Below are 20,348 nucleotides of genomic sequence, written 5' to 3'. Positions count from 1 at the left end.
GGAGCGATCGCACTTTGTATCGGCTTGTTCTAAGTGCCTCCCCTTCCGCAGGATGAGCATGGTTCTTGGGGAAGGGAAAGCATCTTGATTAGACTTGTCCGTAAATGGGCCAAGAATTGAGGCTAGACGGCGATCTAAATCCCTATCCGGGATAGAAATCTTGCAACGCACAGCGCACGCGCTCATACTCCGCCTCCAGCTGCGATGCGATTTCCGGCGACCCTGCTAGAGTATCGTCTTTGGCGATCGCTTCGAGTTGCTTACACAGATTGGATAGTGTCATCGCACCTAGTGTCGCACTGGTTGACTTGAGCGTATGAGTCGCCTGTCGCAGCGCCACTGCATCTCTAGCATCCACTGAATTCCGAATCACTTGCAATATGTGGGGTGTATCTTCCAAAAAGCTATCAATAACTTCCACCAGAACGGATGAAGCATTCTCCCCGAACAGATCGCAAAGCGCTTGGATTGCCTGGGGATCGACGGCAGCGGTGGAGATGGGGAGACGGGGAAGCGGCTGCAAAGCGGCTAGCGCCTTCACCAGCGCCTCCATCTGGAGCGGCTTACTGACATAATTATCCATGCCCGCGCTCAAACACTCCTCGCGATCGCTCTGCATCGCATTCGCCGTCATGGCAATAATCCAGGGACGTTGTTCGTAGAGCCATTCCTCGCAGATCCGGCGCGTGGCGCTCAATCCGTCCATTTCTGGCATTTGCACGTCCATCAGAACGACATCATAGGGCTGGCGTTGCAGCGCTTGCAGCACTTCCCAACCGTTGCTGGCGATATCCGCTCGATACCCCAGACGCCCCAACAGATGCAGCGCCACCTTTTGGTTAACGACATTGTCTTCCGCTAACAGAATTCGTAGCGGTAGCCGTTGCGCTAGATGCGGATCAATGTGTGCGGGTTGGGAACGCGGACTTGGCAGCGCAGCGGGTTCGCCAAGGAGACCGCTCAAGACATTGTAGAGCTGAGATTGTTTAATCGGTTTATTCACGAAAGCGGCAAAATTTGCTTGCTGTGCTTGTAGCTCTATCTCCGACTTGCCCAGAGAAGTTAACATCACCAATGGCAATGTCCGAGCATTGGGTAGTTTGCGAATTTCTGCCGCTAAATTTAAACTATCCATCTGCGGCATTTGCATATCCAGAATGGCAATGTCAAAGGTTTCCTGATGGCTCAGCCAGCTCAATGCCTCTTCCCCAGAGGTCGCAGTCCGGGAGATCATACCCCAAGCGATCGCCTGCAAAGTCAAAATTTGCCGATTGGTCGCGTTATCATCCACAATCAACAACCGTTTTCCAGCTAGTAGTTGTTGGGAGTGGCTGCTCTCAGCAAGCGTTGAAGTGGGAACGGAGGTTGCTACAACGGCGAAATAAAATGTGGAACCCTGACCCCCTTCACTTTCCACCCAAATTCTACCGCCCATCATTTCCGTTAATTGTCGGCTAATCGCTAATCCCAACCCCGTACCGCCATAGTGGCGGCTGGTAGAAGAATCAACCTGGCTGAAGGGTTTAAACAGACGGTCTATGCGGTCGGAAGGAATCCCAATCCCGGTATCTTTAACAGCAAAACGAATCGCATATTTGAGATTTTTAATTTTGGATTTTTGATTTGGGATTGCAGCTTTTTCTTCTGGTTTTCCCACACAAATAGGTTGTCTCGTGCCATCTATAAGATCGGCAGATTCCTGTCTCAAATTCGCTCCCCGGCTCCCCGGCTCCCCTGCCCCTCTCCCTCGTCCCAATTGACGAGCTTTTACCGAAATCACAACTTCCCCTTGGGGTGTAAATTTAACTGCATTCGCAATCAGATTCACCAGAATTTGGCGTAGTCGCGTCACATCCCCCACAATCATCTTTGGCACAGAAGGGTCTATCAGATAAGCTAATTCCAAGTTTTTTTCTGCCGCCTTGTGAGCCAGCAAATCAAGCGATTCTTCTATACAATCTCGCAGATTGAAGGGTTGCTGTTCCAGCTCCAACTTGCCGGACTCGATTTTAGAAAAGTCAAGGATGTCATTAATGATAGTAAGTAAGCCATCGCCACTGTTGCGAATCGTTTCTACGAAGTCTCGCTGCTGGGGCTTGAGTTCGGTATCCAGTAGCAACCCAGTCATGCCAATTACCGCATTCATGGGAGTGCGGATTTCGTGGCTCATCGTTGCTAAAAATTCACTCTTGGCACGGTTAGCCGCTTCTGCCTCTTGTTTTGCTTTTTCCAAGGCAAAATTTTGCTGAGCTAATTGTTCGCGTTGGCGGGTTTCTTGCTCTAATAAGCAAGCCTGAGCCAGAGCAATGCCGACTTGATCCGCCACGGCTTCGAGTAACTCGATTTCCTCTTTTGTCCACTGACGGAAGGTGTTGCATTGATGTAAGCCAATCGCACCGTTTGGTTCTCCCTGATAGGAAGTGCGAATCGCTAGCATCGATTTGAGTTGAATTTGCTGACACAGAGAAACAGTTGCTTTTAGGAGCGGATCGGCATATACATTTGAGGAAGCGATCGCTCGATCTTGAGAAATTGTTTGTTCGGCATGGGGATTGCCAACAATGGGGACTTGTAAATCCAGCATCGAATCATACCCAGGCTCCAAATACTCCGCCACTAGGAGAATTTGTGGTGTAGGGGTGGCAATGTATGAGTGAATTAAACAGCGATTCACACCGAATGTTTCGCCCAATAAATTACAAGTCGTTTGAAAAATTTCTTGGGTTTCTAACTTGGCGCGAATCTCTTGGGTAATCCGTTTGAGCAGCAAAGTCCTGATAACTTGCTGTTGCAGGGCATCTTGGGCTTTTGCACGCTCAACTTCACCCCCCACCCACTGTGCCATGAGCTTCACCAGCTCTTTGTCTACTGCCGTGAACTTTTGCGATCGCACCTTTAAACTGGAGAAGCTAAGGGTGCCGTAAACAATACCGCCTGCCACTACCCTAGTGCCAATATATGCCTCTATTTTGAAAGGGGTATTCGCCGGATACTGGTACCATTGCGATATCTCAACTGACTCAAAGCAAATCGGTTCGTCGCCGCGCAGTGCCTCGCCGCAATAAGTCTGCTTGACATCGAAAATATTTCCTTTGACAAGTTGAACAGGTGAGTTTTCGGGCACCTGGGCAGCAATCAGGTGATATTTATCTCCTTCAATCTTCACCAGTGTCCCGATTTCTAAGCCAAACCGCCAGCATCCCATCTTCAGCATTCGCTGGATGCGTTGGTCAAAGTGTAGCGGCGTTGCTTGGTCGCCTTGAGCCGCCGTCACTTCATACAGCGCCCGTAACCCTGCCTCGCTCTCTCGCAGTTCTTGTTCCGCCTGCTGGCGCTGGGTGATGTTGCTGCCAATTCCGAGAAACCCGGTAATGTTGCCCTCAGTATCCCGTAACGCTGTCATCGACACCAGCACTGGAAAACGACTACCATCTTTGCGGATGAAAGTCCATTCACGCTCGTCCACCTCCCCACGACGCGCCTTGGCAACAAAAACCTCAAACCCTGGCTCAATGATAATTCCCAACTCCTGCGACAATTCTTGGGCACGCCGGAATACTTCGTGTGGATCGTGGAATCGGCGGAGTGTTGTTTTGCCCACGACCTCAGCAGCAGCATATCCTAAATATCTCTCGGCGGCGGCATTAAAGGTGCAAATTGTGCCGTCTGGTGTGGTAGAAACGATCGTGTAGTTGGCACTATCCAAAATTGCCCGCTGTAAGCTGGTTGTCTTTTGGAGTGCCTCTTCAGTTTGCTTGCGATCGCTAATGTCATTTACTGTGTGTTCTGATGGATTCAGATGAATTCGGAGTTCCATCTGAGCGATCGCTTGCCGCCCCAATGCTTTGAGCGCTTGAATCTGCTGGTTCGTGAGCTTTCGAGGAATTCGATCGATCGCGCATAAGGTGCCCAAAACAAAGCCATCGGGCGTTACCAAGGGAACTCCTGCATAAAACCGGATATAAGGGTCAGATGTCACTAAAGAATTTGTGGCAAAGCGCTCATCTACTAACGCATCAAGTACAATTAGCGGCTCATCCGGTTTGAAAATCGTATGGGCGCAAAACGCTAAATATTTTGGTGTTTCTGTGGCTTCTAGACCAATTTTTGACTTAAACCACTGCCGATTGCCATCAATGAGGCTGATGAGGGCAATCGGAGTATTGCAAATATGGGAAGCCAGAGCAGTCAAATCGTCAAATGCCTGTTCTGGAGGCGTATCGAGAATTTGATAGCGATGAAGTGCCTTGAGCCTATCCGCCTCATTGTCAAGGCTAGCTGCGTCGCTGTTCGTGGGCAAGGGGTGTTGCGGCTCCAAAGAAGAATCAAGGCTCTCGTCTTGAGCCATAAGACTTCGGCTTTTTTTAGGTTGCTGAAACAGCAAATCCCGGAGAGACGGCTTGCTAAGGTATCTGGATAGCGATCGCAGGATAGGACGGAGGATTTTCATAATCAATTTGAACTAGAGCCGACACAGCACCGGAAACTCTTCCTTTGATGTTTGTGGGCTTTCATCCCTTGAACGTCTGTCTGGCTTTTGCGAACAGTTGTTCGGCTTCCAGGTTAGTCTGGGCAGAAAACTCCCACTCAAACCCTTGCCAATGGTGAATTTTGTACCTCAAACGCCACGCCCCTCAACGCTTTTAAGACATCTGCACGGGGGTAGCTCCCCAACCGACAAGATGACAGGGTTTAATGGAGTTCTCCTACTTAATGATTAATGACTTACAAATCAAACGTCTTCAGGCGGAATTGAGTCCTGCTTGGATTCAATGATTACACTAGGTAAACCTTCAAGTTTTTCTGTCGGCGAGGGTTCTTCGATCAGGGGCACCAAGAGCGTTAAGCCGCCAGGAATGCACTCGACATCAATCGGAGTGGTGCCGATAAGTTCCCCATCTACGACGACTTTTTGCAGCGGATTGGTTCGTACCTGAATCCGTCTAGCTCGCAGATAGCCGATGTCGTCTCGTTCTGTCGCACTGCCACTTAAGGCAGTTTGAAGTAAATGATAGGAGGCAGCGATCGCTCCGGCGACATTGCTCGGTGCCACGACGGTTAAATCTAGCAACCCATCATCAAAAAGGATGCCCGCTGGACCTTGAGCCAAAATGGATGTGGGTGGTGCAGCATTGGCAATGGTTACGGCAGCAGCGGTTAGTTTCACGATTTTGTCTTCCGTCTCAATCTCAACCTCAAACGTGTTGAACTGCCGCAACTGTTGAATTCCTGCCAGGATGTATGCCAGCATCCCCAAGCGATTCTTCGTCTCCCTGTCCGCCCGTTCAACGGCTTCCGCCTCAAAACCAATCCCAGCGAGTAATACCATCGGTTTGCCGTTGCAGTAGGCGGCATCCACCACCCGCGTTACACCTGCCAAAATTGTCTCGCAAGCGGCGTCTATCGTATCCGGTAGCCCTAAAGCAGACGCGAGGGCATTTGCGGTTCCTCTGGAAATCACGCCCATGGGAATGTTCGTCCCCACTAGGGCATCGGCGGCGGCTGAGAGGGTACCGTCACCACCAGAGGCAATAATGGTACTGGCACCTCGTGCAACTGCTTCTCTTGCCAATTGAGCGGCGTCAACTTCTGGCGTCGTCAGATAAATATCTAGGTCAATTTCCGGCTCTAAAAGTGCCCGGATTTTTGCCAAATCTTGATCGGGATCGCTTTGACCGGCAACTGGATTAAAGATGAGACAGGCAGAGCGTTTTATATCATTAGTCATTAGTCATTAGTCCATTGTCATCAGCCGTGAGTCGCGGTCATTCGTCCATAGTATGAGTCTATGGTCAGTGGCGAATGACGAATGATCGCAGGATCTCTATTCACATCCTTGACCGAAGCGACGTAAATTGAGAACGTCGCTGATTTGGCGAATTTGGGTGAAACAGCGCTCCAGTTGTTGGAGATCGCGGATATCAATACATAGGTCGATGATTGCCGGTCGTCCATCGGATGTTTTCACGCCCGCACCCCGCACATTAATATTGTCATCGCTTAAACGGGACAGGATATCGTTAAAGACTCCGACGCGGTCAAGCACTTCAATTTGAATGCTAACTTGGTAGGTTTGGGGACGTCCGCTTGAGTCGGTGGGGTTCCAGCTAACGGGGACTAAGCGATCGCCGGCGACACTCGCCACATTATTGCACCCTTGGCGATGAATGGAAATTCCGCGATCGCGTGTGACTACACCAATAATCGCTTCACCGGGGAGCGGCCCGCAACATCCAGCGCGATGATACAGTAACCCTTCCACACCCGCGATGGGAGATTTACTGGTGCTGGGAGTTGGGATCGGGCTTTTCGAGGTTGGGAGTGCGACAGCCGCTGCCAAATCTTTGATCGGGTCGGGGGCAGTGGCAATCGTTTGAGTTGCTTTCACGGCTTCTCGGATGCGATTGACTACCAGGTTTAGAGTCACTTCCCCGTAACCCAGGGCGGCAAGTAAATCATCGACGCTGTGGTAATTACATCGTTCGGCAACCGAATGCATGGGGGTTGACTTCAGCAGCGATTCAAAGCCACTTTTGCCCAATTCTTTTTCTAGCAGTTCTCGACCGCGAGCGATATTTTCTTCGCGGTGCGATCGCTTGTACCATTGGCGAATCCGGTTCTTTGCCCCTGTTGTCACCACAAAATTCAGCCAATCCAAACTGGGACGACTATTTTTCTGCGTGAGAATTTCCACAATGTCTCCATTTCTCAGCAGCGTGTCCAGCGTCACCATCCGTCCATTGACCCGCGCCCCCGCACAGCGATTTCCCACTTCTGTATGAATCCGGTAAGCGAAATCGACGGGAGTGCTACCCCCAGTTAGAGGTACCACATCCCCTTGGGGCGTAAACACATAAACATCATCGTCAAATAAGTTGTCTTTGACGTTTTCCAGGTATTCCTGAGCATCCTTCAAATCGCTTTGCCATTCCAACAGCTGCCGCAGCCAGGTAAACTTCTCATCAGTTGCTGTCATTTGGGTACGGCTGGAACTCCCCGTTTCCTTATATTTCCAATGCGCCGCAATCCCATATTCAGCAATGTGATGCATTTCCAAAGTCCGAATTTGCACCTCTAAGGGACGACCCGTAATTCCCAGAACTACCGTATGCAGCGACTGATAGCGGTTGGGCTTAGGTAAACCAATGTAGTCTTTAAACCGACCGGGGATCGGTCGAAAGGCATCGTGAACGACAGCTAACGCGCGGTAGCATTCTTCATTCGTCTGGACAATCATCCGAATTGCTGCCAAGTCGTAGATTTCGTGAAATTCCTTCTGCTGTCGCTGCATCTTCTGGTAAATCCCATACAAATGCTTGGGACGTCCGCTGATGTCAAGGCAGGTAATGCTAGATGAGGTGAGTCCTTGGCGCAAAATTTCTTTGACGTTTGCCAATCGAATCTCTCTGTCTGCCCGTTTTTCTGCCACCAACTCTTGGATTTGCCGATAAGCTTCGGGTTCGAGATACTTAAACGTCAAATCTTCCAGTTCCCACTTAAATCGTCCGATCCCCAACCGATTTGCCAGCGGTGCGAAGATTTCTCGCGTTTCCTGGGCAATCCGCCGCCGTTTGGCATCAGGCAGGTGTTCTAGCGTTCGCATATTGTGCAGCCGGTCGGCTAGCTTCACCACAATCACCCGGATATCTTGAGCCATTGCCAGAAACATTCGGCGGAAGTTCTCGGCTTGGCGTTCGGTCTTGCTGGAAAAGGTTTCTGAAAATTTAGAAAGTTTGGTGACGCCGTCTACCAGCAGCCGCACTTCTGAGCCGAAGCGCTGTTCGATTTCTTCTAGGGTGACGGGCGTATCTTCTACTACATCGTGCAGAAAGCCAGCTGCAATCATGGCAGCGCCACCACCCAAATCTCGCAAAAGACCAGCAACGGCGACCGGGTGACAGATGTAAGCTTCCCCTGATTTACGAGTCTGACCTTCGTGTAACTGGTAAGCAAATTCAAAGGCGCGACCGATTAAATCAGCTTCCGCAGCGGTTGGGAAAGATTTGGCACTTGCACCTTCGGACGTTGTGGGCTGTTTGGTTGTTTGATTGTCCTCATGGCGTGCCTTCAAACATTCCTGTAGCCAGTCAGGAATAACACAACTAATTGTAGAAGTTGGAGCTTGTGCGTTCATAGTGTTGAGTATGTCGAGCATAAAGAGTAAAAATAGCGAGGAGCTGTCTGACGGGGAAAGTGATTTTGTCTAGAGGCTAAAGGGACATCTGCTAGGGTCTGCATTAAAGAGTCCCTAGGTTTACTGAATTTTGGATTTTCAATTGTCAAGGGTCGATGGTAAGAATATTGTCAGAAATAGAGCGATGCACCAAGATACCGCTTGGCTAATGCCTACGCTTACTGCGCGTCGCGCTTCTGGTGCGACGGATCGCTCTTGCCCTGACCTAAAGCTTGCTTGAAGTTTGCAAGCCTACACCAGTTAGCTGGTGCTTAGCAGTTGCCTTGTTGAATAGACAAAATTCTTTACATTGATTCTAGCGGAACAACGTGCCAATGTTGCCTCAGTCTTACCAACAACGTTATCAGGAACTTTTGACAGCCCTAGAACAGCTGCTGCATACAATGACAGCCGCCAATCAAGAACGAGAAGGGATCGGTGAAAAATTCCAACACGTCAAACAAGTTTTTGCACAGCAAATTACCAGTTTGACTGGTGATGAATTAGCTCCAGAGATTGAGCCTCGGTGGCGGTCTTTCCAGACGGAAATCTATCGGGCGCTGCGACTTTTAGAGATGGATATGACATTTTTGCAAGCGTCTCGCCGTTCCGCAACCGCCAATCCCCGACAAGCTGCAATCAGCGATCGCTTATCAACCCTGATTGGCTACTGTCAAGCCCTCCTGCAAGCAGACGGAGATCGGGAAAGCAAGGGAGAAATATAGGGGCAGATTTCACCGCTTTCTCTGGCATCTCTGGAGGCATCTCACAGATAACCTGGATAAACCCGCCCGTGGAGGCATTCATATCGCCGGAGTCGCAGCCCTAAAGCAAGTGCAAGATGTCCGAAAAAACAGAGTAAATTAATAAAAAATTAACCTGGGAGAGGAAGAAAAACTGGTGAACTGTCCAAAATGTAAGAGTGTATCGCTACTCGATGGCACCTTGGCGGGAAATTTAGCTGTAAAACACTGCACCGAGTGCAAGGGAACCTGGATTCCCTCTGCGGAATACGAGGCGTGGCAAGCACAGCAACCGGAACTAAAGCCTGTAGATCCGGAATCTATCGCTCAAATCCTGAATGTGGATTTTGTGCAGTCTCCCTTTGATACCAAAGCGGCGCTGTGTCCGGGGTGCGGTCGTTATCTATCTCGCGCCAAGGTAAGGCTGAAAACGCCGTTTTATGTAGAACGTTGCCTAAATTGTAGTGGGATTTGGTGCGATCGCGGCGAGTGGGATGTGCTATCTCAATTAGGGCTGCACACGACTATCGAGCAGCTGTTTTCCAGTGAATGGCAGACAAAGGTGGAAAAACAGCAACAATCAGAGAAAGAACGTGAAGCCACAATGGAAAAACTCGGTCCCGAACTGGCAGCGCGGGTGTTTGAGCTGGCGGAACAGTTAGCAAAACATCCGAGTGGAGATTTTGGTGTCGCCTATCTGATGCGGCGAGTAGGAGTCACAAAATAGCGGAACTTGCTATCTTGTTGGATTGCTAATTCTTCATCACCCAACCCATTACTTATTACCCGTTACCGAATGACTGAGAGCCTGTTTTGTGTAGAAAATCTGCGGGTTGCTTATCCCAGCCGTCGTTCTACTGCCATACCTTCCTGGGCAGTGGATGATGTCTCTTTCACTTTACAACCCGGAGAGAAACTGGGATTAGTGGGAGAATCGGGCTGCGGTAAATCAACCCTGGGAAGGGCAGCGATGCGCTTGTTACCAGCCTCATCTCGCATTGAGGGGCGAGTGACGTTTGCGGGTAAGTCGGTTTTCGATCTGACTCCAGCACAGTTACGGCGGTTTCGGGGGGAAGCAGTGGCGCTGGTGTTTCAAGATCCGATGACGCGCCTCGATCCCCTGATGACAATTGGGAAGCACTGTCTGGAAACTCTCCACAGCCATCAACCCCATCTATCACGGCAACAGACGAAGGAAAAGGTACTGGAAACGCTGGATGCAGTGAAGATCCCGGCAAGTCGATGGTCGCAGTATCCTCATGAGTTTAGTGGAGGAATGCGGCAACGGGTAGCGATCGCGCTGGCTTTACTTCTCAACCCAAAGCTAATTGTCGCAGATGAACCTACGACCAGTTTAGACGTGACCGTAGCAGCGCAGATTTTACAAGAATTGACGCGACTGTGCCGGGAACGAGAGATGGCACTGTTGCTGATTTCTCACGATTTGGCAATGGTGGGAGAGTATTGCGATCGCATTGCGGTGATGTATGCCGGGAAAATGGTAGAAACTGGCTCGCCCCAGTCTATTTTTCGGCAACCGCAGCACGAATATACGCGATCGCTTTTGGAAGCGGCTTTTCACATCAGGAAATATGACACGGGAGCCGAGGAGCCGACAAGCAACGATCCATTACCAACCCCCCTACTGCGAATCAAAAATTTGCAGCAGTACTACACTTTAGAGAGCAGTTTCATCGGACAGTTTTTTTCCAAGGATGTCCCAGTCATTAAAGCGGTGGATGACATCAACTTGGAACTTTATTCGGGGGAAATTTTAGGTTTAGTAGGAGAATCCGGATGCGGTAAGAGTACCTTGTCCCGGACGATCTTGCAGTTAATTCGCCCAACCAAGGGAAGCGTTGAGTTTCTGGGACAGGATTTAACGAAGATGTCTACTAAAAGCGTGCGGGCATCGCGGCGGCAAATGCAAATGGTGTTTCAAGATCCCCATGCTTGCCTGAATCCGCTGATGACGGTGGGTGAAAGTATTGCCGATCCCCTGTTTATCCACAAACTGGCTAGCTCTGATGAGGCGAAAGTGCAGGTAATGCAGATGCTAGAGCGAGTGGGCTTAACTCCTACAGCCGAGTATTATGAGCGGTATCCATCGGATTTGTCGGGGGGACAGCAGCAACGGGTGGCGATCGCTCGTGCCTTGATTACCCGCCCCAAACTGCTAATCTGCGATGAGCCGGTGAGTATGCTCGATGCCAGCGTCCAGACGCAGGTACTAGAGTTAATGTTAGAGTTAAAGCGAGACTTCGATTTAACGTATTTGTTTATTACTCACGATCTCTGTGTGGCGAGATTTTTGTGCGATCGCATTGCAGTAATGAATGCCGGTCGCATTGTCGAACTCGGCTCAACCCACGAGATTTTTACCAATCCCCAGCACTACTACACCAAGACGTTACTACAAGCCGCCCCCTTACTGGTGTCACAGCAGCCTTCGATAGATAGATAGTTTTGAATGGTCAGCACAACATGGCTCTATGACAGGCTTCAGATTCAGGGACTAAATCGTGTGTTAAAATCCTTAAACATAGACTTAAATTCGGCTGTAGTGTTTGTTATTTCTACTGACAGGCGTTTCTCCGGATCTAACTCTCTACACCACATTTTTGATTCTGGAGACATTCCATGTCGATCTATGTAGGCAACCTATCCTACGAAGTTACGCAAGAGGATCTCAGCAATGTCTTCGCTGAGTATGGAACCGTTAAGCGGGTTCAGTTACCAACCGATCGCGAGACGGGTCGGATGCGGGGCTTTGCTTTTGTGGAAATGGATACAGAAACTGAAGAAACTGCCGCCATTGAAGCTCTTAACGGAGCTGAGTGGATGGGGCGAGAGCTAAAAGTGAACAAAGCCAAGCCTCGTGAGGATAAAGGAGGTGGAGGTCGTCCTGGTGGTAGCTGGGGCGGTAAAGATAGAGATAGAGGCGGCGGCGGCGGCGGCGGTGGCGGCGGCGGTGCTGGCGGCTATCGACGCTATTAATGCAATTAATCCAATAGTTTAGGAGGATACCGGATGACCCAAGTAGTTGTAGGCGAAAATGAAGGCATTGAGTCAGCCCTGCGCCGATTTAAGCGTCAAGTCTCTAAAGCAGGGATTTTTCCAGATATAAGACGGCAACGTCACTTTGAGACTCCTTTGGAAAAACGCAAGCGCAAAGCGATCGCTAGAAGGCGTAAGAAGCGTTTCCGCTATTAAGTCTTACTGTCCGAAAATCGAGTTTAAGACAGATTAATAACATCTGTAACATTCTTCAGCACAACGCAGCCTCAAGAGCGTTTTACAGCTTGCTATCAAGCGATCTTTGCTTAGGCTCTATTTCAAAAGCTGGTGAGGCTTTAAAGCAAAATTTGAAGGTCTCACCATCACAAGTTTTGAAATAGAGCCATTTCTTGTATTTTCTCTACAAATTTTAGCAAGCATGACCCCAGAAGCAATACGTATTATCGCTGACCTAAGGCGTGAGTTTTATTCTCTCTTTGCTACTGCTATGAATGTGCCAGTGAGAGTTACTGGAAGTTCCTATAGTAGTAATTTTCCGATTGCATCTTGGATAGACAATCGGAGCCAAGTGAACTATATAAGTATTTATGCATACACTGCACCGGACAAGTTAATCCCTCAACGCCCGTTTCTGCTGCGAGTGGCGATTAATAAGAGCGCTGGTAGAGTCACAACGGCACAATGGGGAAGAGAATGTCGAGGACTTAATCAGGGTTGGTACTTTGAGTTAACCGTACTGCCAGAGGAAATCTTAGACTTTCTACCTTGGGTCGTCAGCTTGGTGAAAGCGCACGATCGAGGTTCCCTGTCGCTTGTACAAGAACCCCCTCATCCATTTGACTTTAAAGTGTCTCAAGGGCTGTTGTCCAATGATGCTTGGACTCATTCTGCTATGAAGATTGCAGACTCTTCAAAGTCTGAATCTTTCGTTCCGGCGATGCTTCCGGAGCCGAAGAACCGAGGCGCAGAGGTGTCTAGGAGTAGAAGAGCCGGAATATAGAGGCGGATTTCACGCCAAAATCTTTCAATGTCACAGATAACATTGATAAACTGTCCTGGGGATCGGGGGAGTAGAATTATAAAAGATTCCTTAGTTTGATTTTGGGATGAAGCCGCACAAGTGTATTGCACTTTACGTCCCAAGACTCCGGTTATACTAAACTTACTTGTCGCCTTGAATCTTCATCCTGCAAGGGAAGAATCGTTTAAAGGCGGCGTTTCAAGCAGGCAGCAAGGTGACAACCGTGGGTCACCTGAGGGCTGAGGACTGAGGACTGAGGACTGAGGGTTTCAAGCAGGCAGCAAGGTGACAACCGTGGGTCACACCTTTTTAATGGAGGCAGGACGATGGACGCTCCAAGGAAATTGGCTGGAGCGTCACGAGATGCCAATCACCTTGAGTGGCAGAACATTAGTGGCCTGGGGTCGAGAAAACTGGTTCACAATGGTGACAAAGCTGAGCTTTCCCGGCAGCGCTCGCGAGGAAATTTCTTTACAATATCGTGGGCGATTTGATGCTGGGGAACGCCAATATACCTTTGTGCTACAGCACAATCTTTTAGGTCGTGTTGAGGGCGAGGGCTGGGTTACGCCAGATTCGATCGTGCAGCGTTACTGGGTATTAGGCGATCGCCAACGGCGCACTGGTTTTGATACCTTGCACCGCCTCAATGAAAATACCTACTACCTTTCTAGTGGCATCATGGCGGGTCATTATTTGACTAGCACGATGGAAGCAACCGTGGAGCGTCAGCCACAATCATATTCTTGAGCGCTCTGGAATTTCAGCTTCAGGCTCTAGGTGGTCAGTAAGAAGATATAAAGTGTGAAATATGAAGTGGAATTTGGGAAATATAAAGTAAGAGGTATGAAGTAGGAAAGAGCGGCCTCTCGTCTTTCTGGTTTCTTGCCTGGAACTTAATATCTGTTTAAGCCTTCAGGCTTAAGACTTCATCCTTTGAGATAAAGTTAATAGCTCCCTATCGGTAAATTTTACAAATGCTCCGGATTTTAGGAGCCGAATTATGATGACAGACCCCAACACCGATCGCTTACTCGCCAATCGCTATCAACTCTTGGAGTTGGTAGGCAAAGGCGCAATGGGTCGAGTGTATCAAGCCAGGGATATGTTACTGGGAGGCGTTACCGTAGCCGTTAAGTTCCTCTCTCAGACACTGTTGAACCAAAAAATGCGCGATCGCTTTGAGCGAGAAGCGACCATCTGCGCTGTTTTGGGAGAAAAAAGTATTCACATTGTCCGAGTCAGGGATTATGGCGTGGACGAGAACGAAATCCCGTTCTACGTCATGGAATTTCTACAAGGAGAGAGCCTTAGCGAGGTTCTCAAGGAGCGTCCCCTGTCCTTACCCCGGTTTTTGAATACCACTCGCCAAATTTGTTTAGGGCTACAATGCGCTCACCAGGGCATCCTCATAGATGGTGAAGTCTGCCCGATTATTCATCGGGATATTAAGCCTAGCAATATTACAGTCGTTCAAGATACTACTTTAGGTGAGTTAGTCAAGATTCTGGATTTTGGCATCGCCAAGCTGCTCCAGTCCGACATCGCTCAGACTAACTCGTTTATGGGCACTTTAGCCTATTGTTCTCCAGAACAAATGGAGGGCAGAGAACTGGATAAACGCTCTGACATTTATAGTCTAGGCGTGATGATGTTTGAGATGCTGACTGGTGAGATGCCTTTAATGGCAGAGACTCACTCGTTTGGGGGCTGGTATAAAGCTCATCATTTTATACCTCCTAGAACTTTTGAGGCGGTTAACGCCGATCTAAAATTGCCGAAATCTCTAGAAAGCTTAGTGATGAGCTGTTTGGCAAAAGTACCCAGCGATCGCCCCCAAAATGCGGCTCAAGTGTTACAAGCATTAGAGCCATTGGAGCAACGTTTTGGTCAAGGTCGGCAATTAGGTCAGCGGATTGGAGAAGTTTTATCCAAACTGCCCGTCGTGGCTGACCCCACACCCAAAAACGCCCCGACAGCGGATGAAGTCTGCCGCTTAACTTCCTGGCCTAAAAACAAACCGATTGCAGAGATTGTATTTCCCCATCTGCTTCGCACTAGCCGCGAAGTGTTGCCAACTCTGTGGGTCATGCTCCACAAACCGGAAATTCAGAATCGCCTGATCAGCACCCGCTACAATCAGTTTCTGTTTTTGATGTCTCCCCATCCCATGCTGCTGTGGATTACCGCCCTGCACAACCGCGAACATGGCCCTCGCTGGCTCACTTGCTACCTGGATCTAAAAACTTCTATGGGTCAGGAAATTGTGCGACAGCTGGGAGAAAGCGGGATTTATCGGATTCTGTTCTTTGCTTTGGAGGAACCGCATCGGTGCGCGAATGTGATGACCTCCACGATTGCCCCTGTCCAACGCCAAATGCTGCAAGAGTGGGCAAATACAAGCCAGACGCTATCCTCTGTGGCTCAGCCCCAAATGAGTAAAAGTCTGCTCAAGCAGGAGTTTGAGAAGCTAAAGCCCAAGATTTTGATGAAGCTGGAATCTATTCAGACCGGAGATTATTCTTCGGATATCTCAGGCTAGTCTGGCTGCTGAGTCAGGGAACGAGAGTCAGGAGTTTGTTGAGAATCTAAGGACTCGCGCTTGATTGTTTCTAGTTTGCACTTTGTGCGATCGAAAAGCCTATGCGCGTACTCGCGCTCCTCGCGTAGCGTATGCCCGGAGGACTGCTTGCAAAGCGTCAATTCGCCAGCGGTTCTCGCTTCCGCCGATGTCTGCACAGCTATAAAGCTATAGCATTTACTTTTGTAGTACGAAAATATTTTGTAGTACGAAAATATCAACTCAAAAAACCAATCTTGCTTATGCCAGTACTGCCAGACTCGGCATAAATTGTACAACTTCATGTCAAAATTCTGAAAAATCAGTACCAATTCAGTAACCCTGACACGCAAACCGATAAATTTTTACCTACGCTCATCTACTTAAACACGCTATCTCGCGAAAAGATACTATCTTTTTCTTCAGATATTTAAATAGACAACGCTTCCAACCGTAAGCAATTCCTAAAACTCAACGTTCTTGAAACTCAAATTCTTATTTGCACGCACTGAAACTGAAGTTGACGCCCCAGCACCCCCAGCTTCTTTCCCCTGAGGAACAAAGCAAGAGACGGAGGTCGCCCACTGCGACACGGGATGCTCTATTCCTGAGGATTTGGCTCTAAGCCCCATTGGTGCTTCAGAAGATGCTTGTATGTGGCTTCGCGCATCACCATTTGTTCATAGAGCTTGACCAAGAAGTGCTGAGCTTGTTCGCGGCTCATATTCTCCACTTGGCTTTCAAAGGAACGGATGCTGAATTGTTGTTCTAGAGACAGTTCGATAGGTTGGTTCATGGTTAACTCCGACTTTAGAAAGTATAGGTTGATCGATAACTGAAGCACTCACAGGGTAAGGGCTGAACATCGGTGAACCGGCTAACCATCTCCCTGTTATTACGAAAGATAACAATAATTTGACAAAATAACCATCTCTCTTTGTACTTACTTCAGTTAATCCCAAAGATGGAATATGCACCCAGAAAGTTTCATCTAGGGTTGCGGTAGTTTTATCAAGTTGTTGGAGGGAAAATTGCTCATCACGAACCAAATAGCTAAGTAAATATACTTAATCAGCCATAGCAGTGCCAATCTTCAGCGAGTAGAGACGCAATACGGTTTCCTAAAAACATTGCATCCAACACATTTGCTTTCCCCATCGACTCAACCCACCCAGAGGAGTCTGAGAAGTCGGCTATGACACCATCGATCCTGTACCGCTTTTCGACATCCGGGCGACAGCTAATGGTTGGCGACAGCTTGTTTACCACATGAATAGCCCCTACGAGAGGCTCATCTAGCAATCCTAAATGGGTTGTAAGAATTAATCGCGTTGGCGTAAGCGTAGCGGCGCGGATGCGCTCAGCCTGCGCGTTGGCGTAGCGGCTCCCAAAGAGCTAGCGCTTAGGAAGAGAAAGAAGAGAGACGAAAGATTTCACGAATGATTTAGGATTGCTATACTACTTTTCAAACATTCTCTTAAACTGATAGCCGAGAGATTAAAGATTGAGTTGCTCAATCGTTTGGCGCAGAATTTGGCTAGATCGTTGCAATTGTTCTAACTCCGTAGGGGTCAAAGAGAAATTCAGAACCCTGGTGACACCCTGACGATTTACCACCGCAGGTAGACTCAGACAAACATCATTAATTCCGTGAAGACCATTCATCAAACTACTAACAGTCAAAACTCGGTTTTGATTGCGTAAAATTGCTTGCACAATCTGAGTAACCCCTAAACCAATCGCGTAGCAAGTTGCTCCTTTGCGTTGGATAATCTCATAGGCGGCATTCTTGACTTGTTGAAAAATCGCGTCAAATTGTGCAGTTTCCTTTAAATCATTATTGTCATGACCATCTAATAAATTCATTCCGGCAATATTGACTTTGCTCCAAACGGGAACTTCACTGTCTCCATGTTCCCCAATAATGTAGGCGTGCAAACTACGTGGGTCAACTTGTAACTTTTGGGCTAACAGATAGCGGAAACGAGCGGTATCTAACACCGTGCCCGAACCAATAACGCTAGAACTAGGCAACCCAGAAAGTTTCCTGGAAACATAGGTCATGATATCAACTGGATTCGAGACAATCAGGAGAATGGCTCCGGGGGAACATCTTACTATTTCTGGAATCAAGTTTTTAAAGATTTCTATGTTGCGCTGCACCAAACTTAACCGATTTTCTCCTGGCTTTTGTTTTGCTCCTGCTGTGACAATTACAATATCGGCATTTTCCCCATCTGCTAGGGTTCCCGCTCGCACTACGCTGGGTTCGACAAAGGGTAGCCCGTGAACTAAATCCATGACTTCGCCTTCTAATTTTTCTCGATTAACATCAACAATCACCATTTCATCCAAGGTGTTTTGAATCAGTATTGAGTAAGCGCAAGCCATTCCTACCTGACCGGCACCAATAATGACTCCCTTCCGGGGACGGCGAGCGATCGCTAAGTCAAGATTAGTCTCGGTAGGGGTTGTAAATAATTCTTCAAACATATCTATGTGATGCAAAATGTCGTTGATGTAAATGATATCGAAAAGCAATACTTCTCGGATAAAATCAACCTAACCTATCTTCCACCCTTTCAGACTTGGAATGGGGGAGTTTATAGCCTCTCCCCTGCAAGGGAAGGAACTCCATCTTCCATTACTTTGAGGTGGGATTACCCGCACACCTTTCGGAATTCTCTGGTAATCTTAGCCAGCACGGCGACATAATTCCACAAATTTCTTAGTATCTATCGCTTCTACAGTCGGTGTCGGGAACTTTTGCACCCAATACAAATGCTATAGCAATCCTTGCAGGAGTTGTAAAATTCTCCTTATGTTCTCTGGGGTTGGTTTTTCACGAATCAGTTCCCCTTTTTTTCTTCCTTTGTGTTCTTTTTGTCTTTGTGGTTCAATAACACTCTCAGGACTTACGTAACATTACCACATCTAGGGGCAACCACAGGGGGATTGAACCCGAAAAAACGCTATATGTATAACCTTTGCGTAAGTCCTGACTCTTTTGGTTTTCCTAAATAATTTTGAATTGCTATATCACGGTGTTACTCTTAGCAAATCGCTATTCTACAGAACTTTATTCAACTCAATGCGTTTTCTATCAAAAGTTTTCTTTTCCCGATCGCTACTAAACAAATCAAAAATAATAGATAACTCACCATCAGCTAGTTGTTTTACATGAATTAGACTAAAATTATTTTGAATACATATATATAAATTTTGAATTTTGTAGGGAATTTTCTTTTCATTATTTCCAATAAAATCTTCATTAATAACTAATTTTTGTAATGTCCGCATAGCAAATTTGCTTAAAGATGCATAGGCGATACCGCTAGAAGTAAGCTGAAACACTTTAGCCGATGGAGATTGCTCGTGGGATAACTTGAAAGCAGCTCCCATGTGTACATCTCCGCTCAAAAATACTACAGGCTTCTTGGTTTTTTGTGAAAACTCAAAAACCTTCTTTAATAGTTGATCTCGTTCTGCCCAATTAGATTTATGATCCCAATGGTCTCTTAAATCATCGGTGTACTTCCAATAGGGAATGTCTAAATTATTGACAGCAAAGCTCTTAAAGTGAACGACTGGAACTGGCGATACAATAAATAAAATGCGGGATTCAGAATCATATTGTGAATTGAGCCAACTGTCAAAGCGTTTCCACTGCTTGGCACCTAAAAGACGCAACTCTTGTCGATTGTAATCATGATGTCCCCTCATATCTAATACATAAAAACCACAAAATCCACAATTGAAATGATAGTCAAATTGGTCAATACTAGCGTCTGTAGGAGGATTATGAGAATGTTCGTATTCTTGATAAACTTGCTTAGCAGCTTGAAACATTTGATTTGCCAGCCGCAAATGTTCTTGAGTATTTCGCAACTGCCATGAAGTATCTAGCTGTGCTGCTAATTCATCCGGTGTATAAGAACCCCAACCATCCATAATTTCATGGTCATCCCATATCATGTAGCTGGGAAAACTTTGAAAAAGTTGTTGCACCTGGGGAATGCCCCAATAACCCCGGTAGATGTCTCGATACCAGGAAATCATGTCGTTTTTAGAAGGTTTTTGATGTTTAATTTTCTTTAACCAGCTCCAGATATTTAATTCCTTATTTCCTTCTCCATCCACATATACTTGATCGCCAGCACCTATCAGAAAACGGGCATTTGTATCAGATAATTCTTGCTTAAATTTTTCCCACATTTCCAAATTGATGAGCTGATGCTCGTCGTAGGGCATATGGCAACTGTACATCCCAAAATTTACCTCTGTGGGATGTTCTGGAAAGGTTTGAAATGACAGTTTTTGTTCATTGCCCAGTTCCCAGGGGTTTTCTCGATTTAAGTGAAATAGGGCGTAATAATAGCGAGTATCGGGTTGGAGATTGTTTAGGTCTACTACACCTGTTAAGTCATGCTCTTGATTGAGTTGGAGTGGGACAAGAGTAACGCTGTAAATTTCTTGGGAGAGACTTGGAGAACTTAATCGCAACCAATGTCCTTTTTCATCGTTGATTATCTGCGGGGTGCCGTTGGTAGGAATTTGATGGCGAGAAAATACTAGCCAGTAATCTCCAGGGGAAGACGCCCGGAACCAAAGACGGACGCTAGTGGGGGTAGTATGCCCAATGATGCTGGCACAATCGAGACGGGGATTGGGCCAGGGACGCTGTTCGGGATCATAAAAATTTAGATGTGATAAGGTCAAATTGAAAACTCGGCTTTGATAGAATGTCTGCGAATTTCAATATTAACTAGAAACGGTTGCTATTGATGGTTTAGCCGACATTTAGCCGACAAACACAAGAAACCGAATCATCGG

Annotated in this window: 16 protein-coding genes; 8 read left to right on the top strand and 8 right to left on the bottom strand. The window is 47.6% G+C overall.

Annotated elements, in window-relative coordinates; translation table 11 throughout:
* Nucleotides 1-142: 142 nt before the first annotated feature.
* The 3 genes from AC2VDX_RS21240 to AC2VDX_RS21230 form a co-directional block, all read right to left on the bottom strand.
* A complete protein-coding gene (locus tag AC2VDX_RS21240; protein ID WP_378184582.1) occupies nucleotides 143-4,450 on the bottom strand; it encodes a response regulator in 4,308 nt (1,435 codons plus the stop codon).
* A gap of 282 nt (nucleotides 4,451-4,732) precedes the next feature.
* Nucleotides 4,733-5,716 carry a YegS/Rv2252/BmrU family lipid kinase gene (locus tag AC2VDX_RS21235; RefSeq protein WP_378184677.1) on the bottom strand — a complete coding sequence of 328 codons (984 nt, stop codon included), beginning with the start codon at nucleotides 5,714-5,716 and terminating at the stop codon, nucleotides 4,733-4,735.
* Between the two features lie 108 nt (nucleotides 5,717-5,824).
* Nucleotides 5,825-8,134: a RelA/SpoT family protein gene (locus tag AC2VDX_RS21230; RefSeq protein ID WP_378184581.1), complete on the bottom strand. Its 2,310-nt coding sequence runs from the start codon at nucleotides 8,132-8,134 to the stop codon at nucleotides 5,825-5,827.
* 374 nt (nucleotides 8,135-8,508) lie between these two features.
* Here AC2VDX_RS21230 and patD point away from each other — a divergent pair, with 374 nt between their 5' ends.
* The 8 genes from patD to AC2VDX_RS21190 all read left to right on the top strand — a co-directional run bounded on the left by patD (nucleotide 8,509) and on the right by AC2VDX_RS21190 (nucleotide 15,497).
* A complete protein-coding gene (patD, locus tag AC2VDX_RS21225; RefSeq protein ID WP_378184580.1) occupies nucleotides 8,509-8,898 on the top strand; it encodes a heterocyst frequency control protein PatD in 390 nt (129 codons plus the stop codon).
* Between the two features lie 175 nt (nucleotides 8,899-9,073).
* Nucleotides 9,074-9,643 carry a TFIIB-type zinc ribbon-containing protein gene (locus AC2VDX_RS21220; RefSeq protein WP_378184579.1) on the top strand — a complete coding sequence of 190 codons (570 nt, stop codon included), beginning with the start codon at nucleotides 9,074-9,076 and terminating at the stop codon, nucleotides 9,641-9,643.
* A gap of 69 nt (nucleotides 9,644-9,712) precedes the next feature.
* Nucleotides 9,713-11,380: a dipeptide ABC transporter ATP-binding protein gene (locus AC2VDX_RS21215; protein WP_378184578.1), complete on the top strand. Its 1,668-nt coding sequence runs from the start codon at nucleotides 9,713-9,715 to the stop codon at nucleotides 11,378-11,380.
* A gap of 176 nt (nucleotides 11,381-11,556) precedes the next feature.
* The gene (locus AC2VDX_RS21210; RefSeq protein WP_378184577.1) at nucleotides 11,557-11,913 is read left to right on the top strand and encodes an RNA-binding regulator; all 357 of its coding nucleotides are present in this window, start codon (nucleotides 11,557-11,559) and stop codon (nucleotides 11,911-11,913) included.
* Between the two features lie 33 nt (nucleotides 11,914-11,946).
* Nucleotides 11,947-12,129 carry a 30S ribosomal protein S21 gene (rpsU, locus tag AC2VDX_RS21205; protein ID WP_190412664.1) on the top strand — a complete coding sequence of 61 codons (183 nt, stop codon included), beginning with the start codon at nucleotides 11,947-11,949 and terminating at the stop codon, nucleotides 12,127-12,129.
* A gap of 373 nt (nucleotides 12,130-12,502) precedes the next feature.
* Complete coding sequence (locus AC2VDX_RS21200; protein ID WP_378184576.1) at nucleotides 12,503-12,934, top strand: hypothetical protein; 432 nt, start codon at nucleotides 12,503-12,505, stop codon at nucleotides 12,932-12,934.
* A 315-nt stretch (nucleotides 12,935-13,249) separates the two neighbouring features.
* Nucleotides 13,250-13,705, top strand: a complete 456-nt coding sequence (locus AC2VDX_RS21195; protein WP_378184575.1) for a hypothetical protein — start codon at nucleotides 13,250-13,252, stop codon at nucleotides 13,703-13,705.
* Nucleotides 13,706-13,958: 253 nt separating this feature from the next.
* Nucleotides 13,959-15,497 (top strand): serine/threonine protein kinase, encoded by a 1,539-nt coding sequence (locus AC2VDX_RS21190; RefSeq protein ID WP_378184573.1) that lies wholly within the window; start codon nucleotides 13,959-13,961, stop codon nucleotides 15,495-15,497.
* Here the strand turns inward: AC2VDX_RS21190 and AC2VDX_RS21185 are convergent.
* The 5 genes from AC2VDX_RS21185 to AC2VDX_RS21165 all read right to left on the bottom strand — a co-directional run bounded on the left by AC2VDX_RS21185 (nucleotide 15,494) and on the right by AC2VDX_RS21165 (nucleotide 20,234).
* Complete coding sequence (locus tag AC2VDX_RS21185) at nucleotides 15,494-15,820, bottom strand: hypothetical protein (RefSeq protein ID WP_378184572.1); 327 nt, start codon at nucleotides 15,818-15,820, stop codon at nucleotides 15,494-15,496. The genes AC2VDX_RS21190 and AC2VDX_RS21185 overlap by 4 nt on opposite strands.
* Nucleotides 15,821-16,116: 296 nt before the next feature.
* Nucleotides 16,117-16,311, bottom strand: coding sequence for an NblA/ycf18 family protein (locus AC2VDX_RS21180; protein WP_190412666.1), 195 nt, complete (start codon nucleotides 16,309-16,311; stop codon nucleotides 16,117-16,119).
* Nucleotides 16,312-16,586: 275 nt separating this feature from the next.
* A complete protein-coding gene (locus tag AC2VDX_RS21175; protein ID WP_378184571.1) occupies nucleotides 16,587-16,784 on the bottom strand; it encodes a hypothetical protein in 198 nt (65 codons plus the stop codon).
* Between the two features lie 228 nt (nucleotides 16,785-17,012).
* Nucleotides 17,013-18,008 carry an L-lactate dehydrogenase gene (locus AC2VDX_RS21170; RefSeq protein ID WP_378184675.1) on the bottom strand — a complete coding sequence of 332 codons (996 nt, stop codon included), beginning with the start codon at nucleotides 18,006-18,008 and terminating at the stop codon, nucleotides 17,013-17,015.
* 576 nt (nucleotides 18,009-18,584) lie between these two features.
* Nucleotides 18,585-20,234, bottom strand: a complete 1,650-nt coding sequence (locus tag AC2VDX_RS21165; protein WP_378184570.1) for an alkaline phosphatase D family protein — start codon at nucleotides 20,232-20,234, stop codon at nucleotides 18,585-18,587.
* Nucleotides 20,235-20,348: the final 114 nt, after the last annotated feature.

Source organism: Coleofasciculus sp. H7-1, assembly GCF_057473865.1.
The sequence above is the reverse complement of the archived record's forward strand: the minus strand, read 5'-3'. Positions and strand labels throughout refer to the sequence as shown.

What these genes read in the sequence shown, in the direction of transcription:
- AC2VDX_RS21215 (WP_378184578.1), top strand. Translation starts at nt 9,713, where the DNA reads ATGACTGAGAGCCTGTTTTGTGTAGAAAATCTGCGGGTTGCTTATCCC.
- AC2VDX_RS21230 (WP_378184581.1), bottom strand. Translation starts at nt 8,134, where the DNA reads ATGAACGCACAAGCTCCAACTTCTACAATTAGTTGTGTTATTCCTGAC.
- AC2VDX_RS21185 (WP_378184572.1), bottom strand. Translation starts at nt 15,820, where the DNA reads ATGAAGTTGTACAATTTATGCCGAGTCTGGCAGTACTGGCATAAGCAA.
- AC2VDX_RS21240 (WP_378184582.1), bottom strand. Translation starts at nt 4,450, where the DNA reads ATGAAAATCCTCCGTCCTATCCTGCGATCGCTATCCAGATACCTTAGC.
- AC2VDX_RS21180 (WP_190412666.1), bottom strand. Translation starts at nt 16,311, where the DNA reads ATGAACCAACCTATCGAACTGTCTCTAGAACAACAATTCAGCATCCGT.
- patD (WP_378184580.1), top strand. Translation starts at nt 8,509, where the DNA reads ATGTTGCCTCAGTCTTACCAACAACGTTATCAGGAACTTTTGACAGCC.
- AC2VDX_RS21170 (WP_378184675.1), bottom strand. Translation starts at nt 18,008, where the DNA reads ATGTTTGAAGAATTATTTACAACCCCTACCGAGACTAATCTTGACTTA.
- rpsU (WP_190412664.1), top strand. Translation starts at nt 11,947, where the DNA reads ATGACCCAAGTAGTTGTAGGCGAAAATGAAGGCATTGAGTCAGCCCTG.
- AC2VDX_RS21210 (WP_378184577.1), top strand. Translation starts at nt 11,557, where the DNA reads ATGTCGATCTATGTAGGCAACCTATCCTACGAAGTTACGCAAGAGGAT.
- AC2VDX_RS21190 (WP_378184573.1), top strand. Translation starts at nt 13,959, where the DNA reads ATGATGACAGACCCCAACACCGATCGCTTACTCGCCAATCGCTATCAA.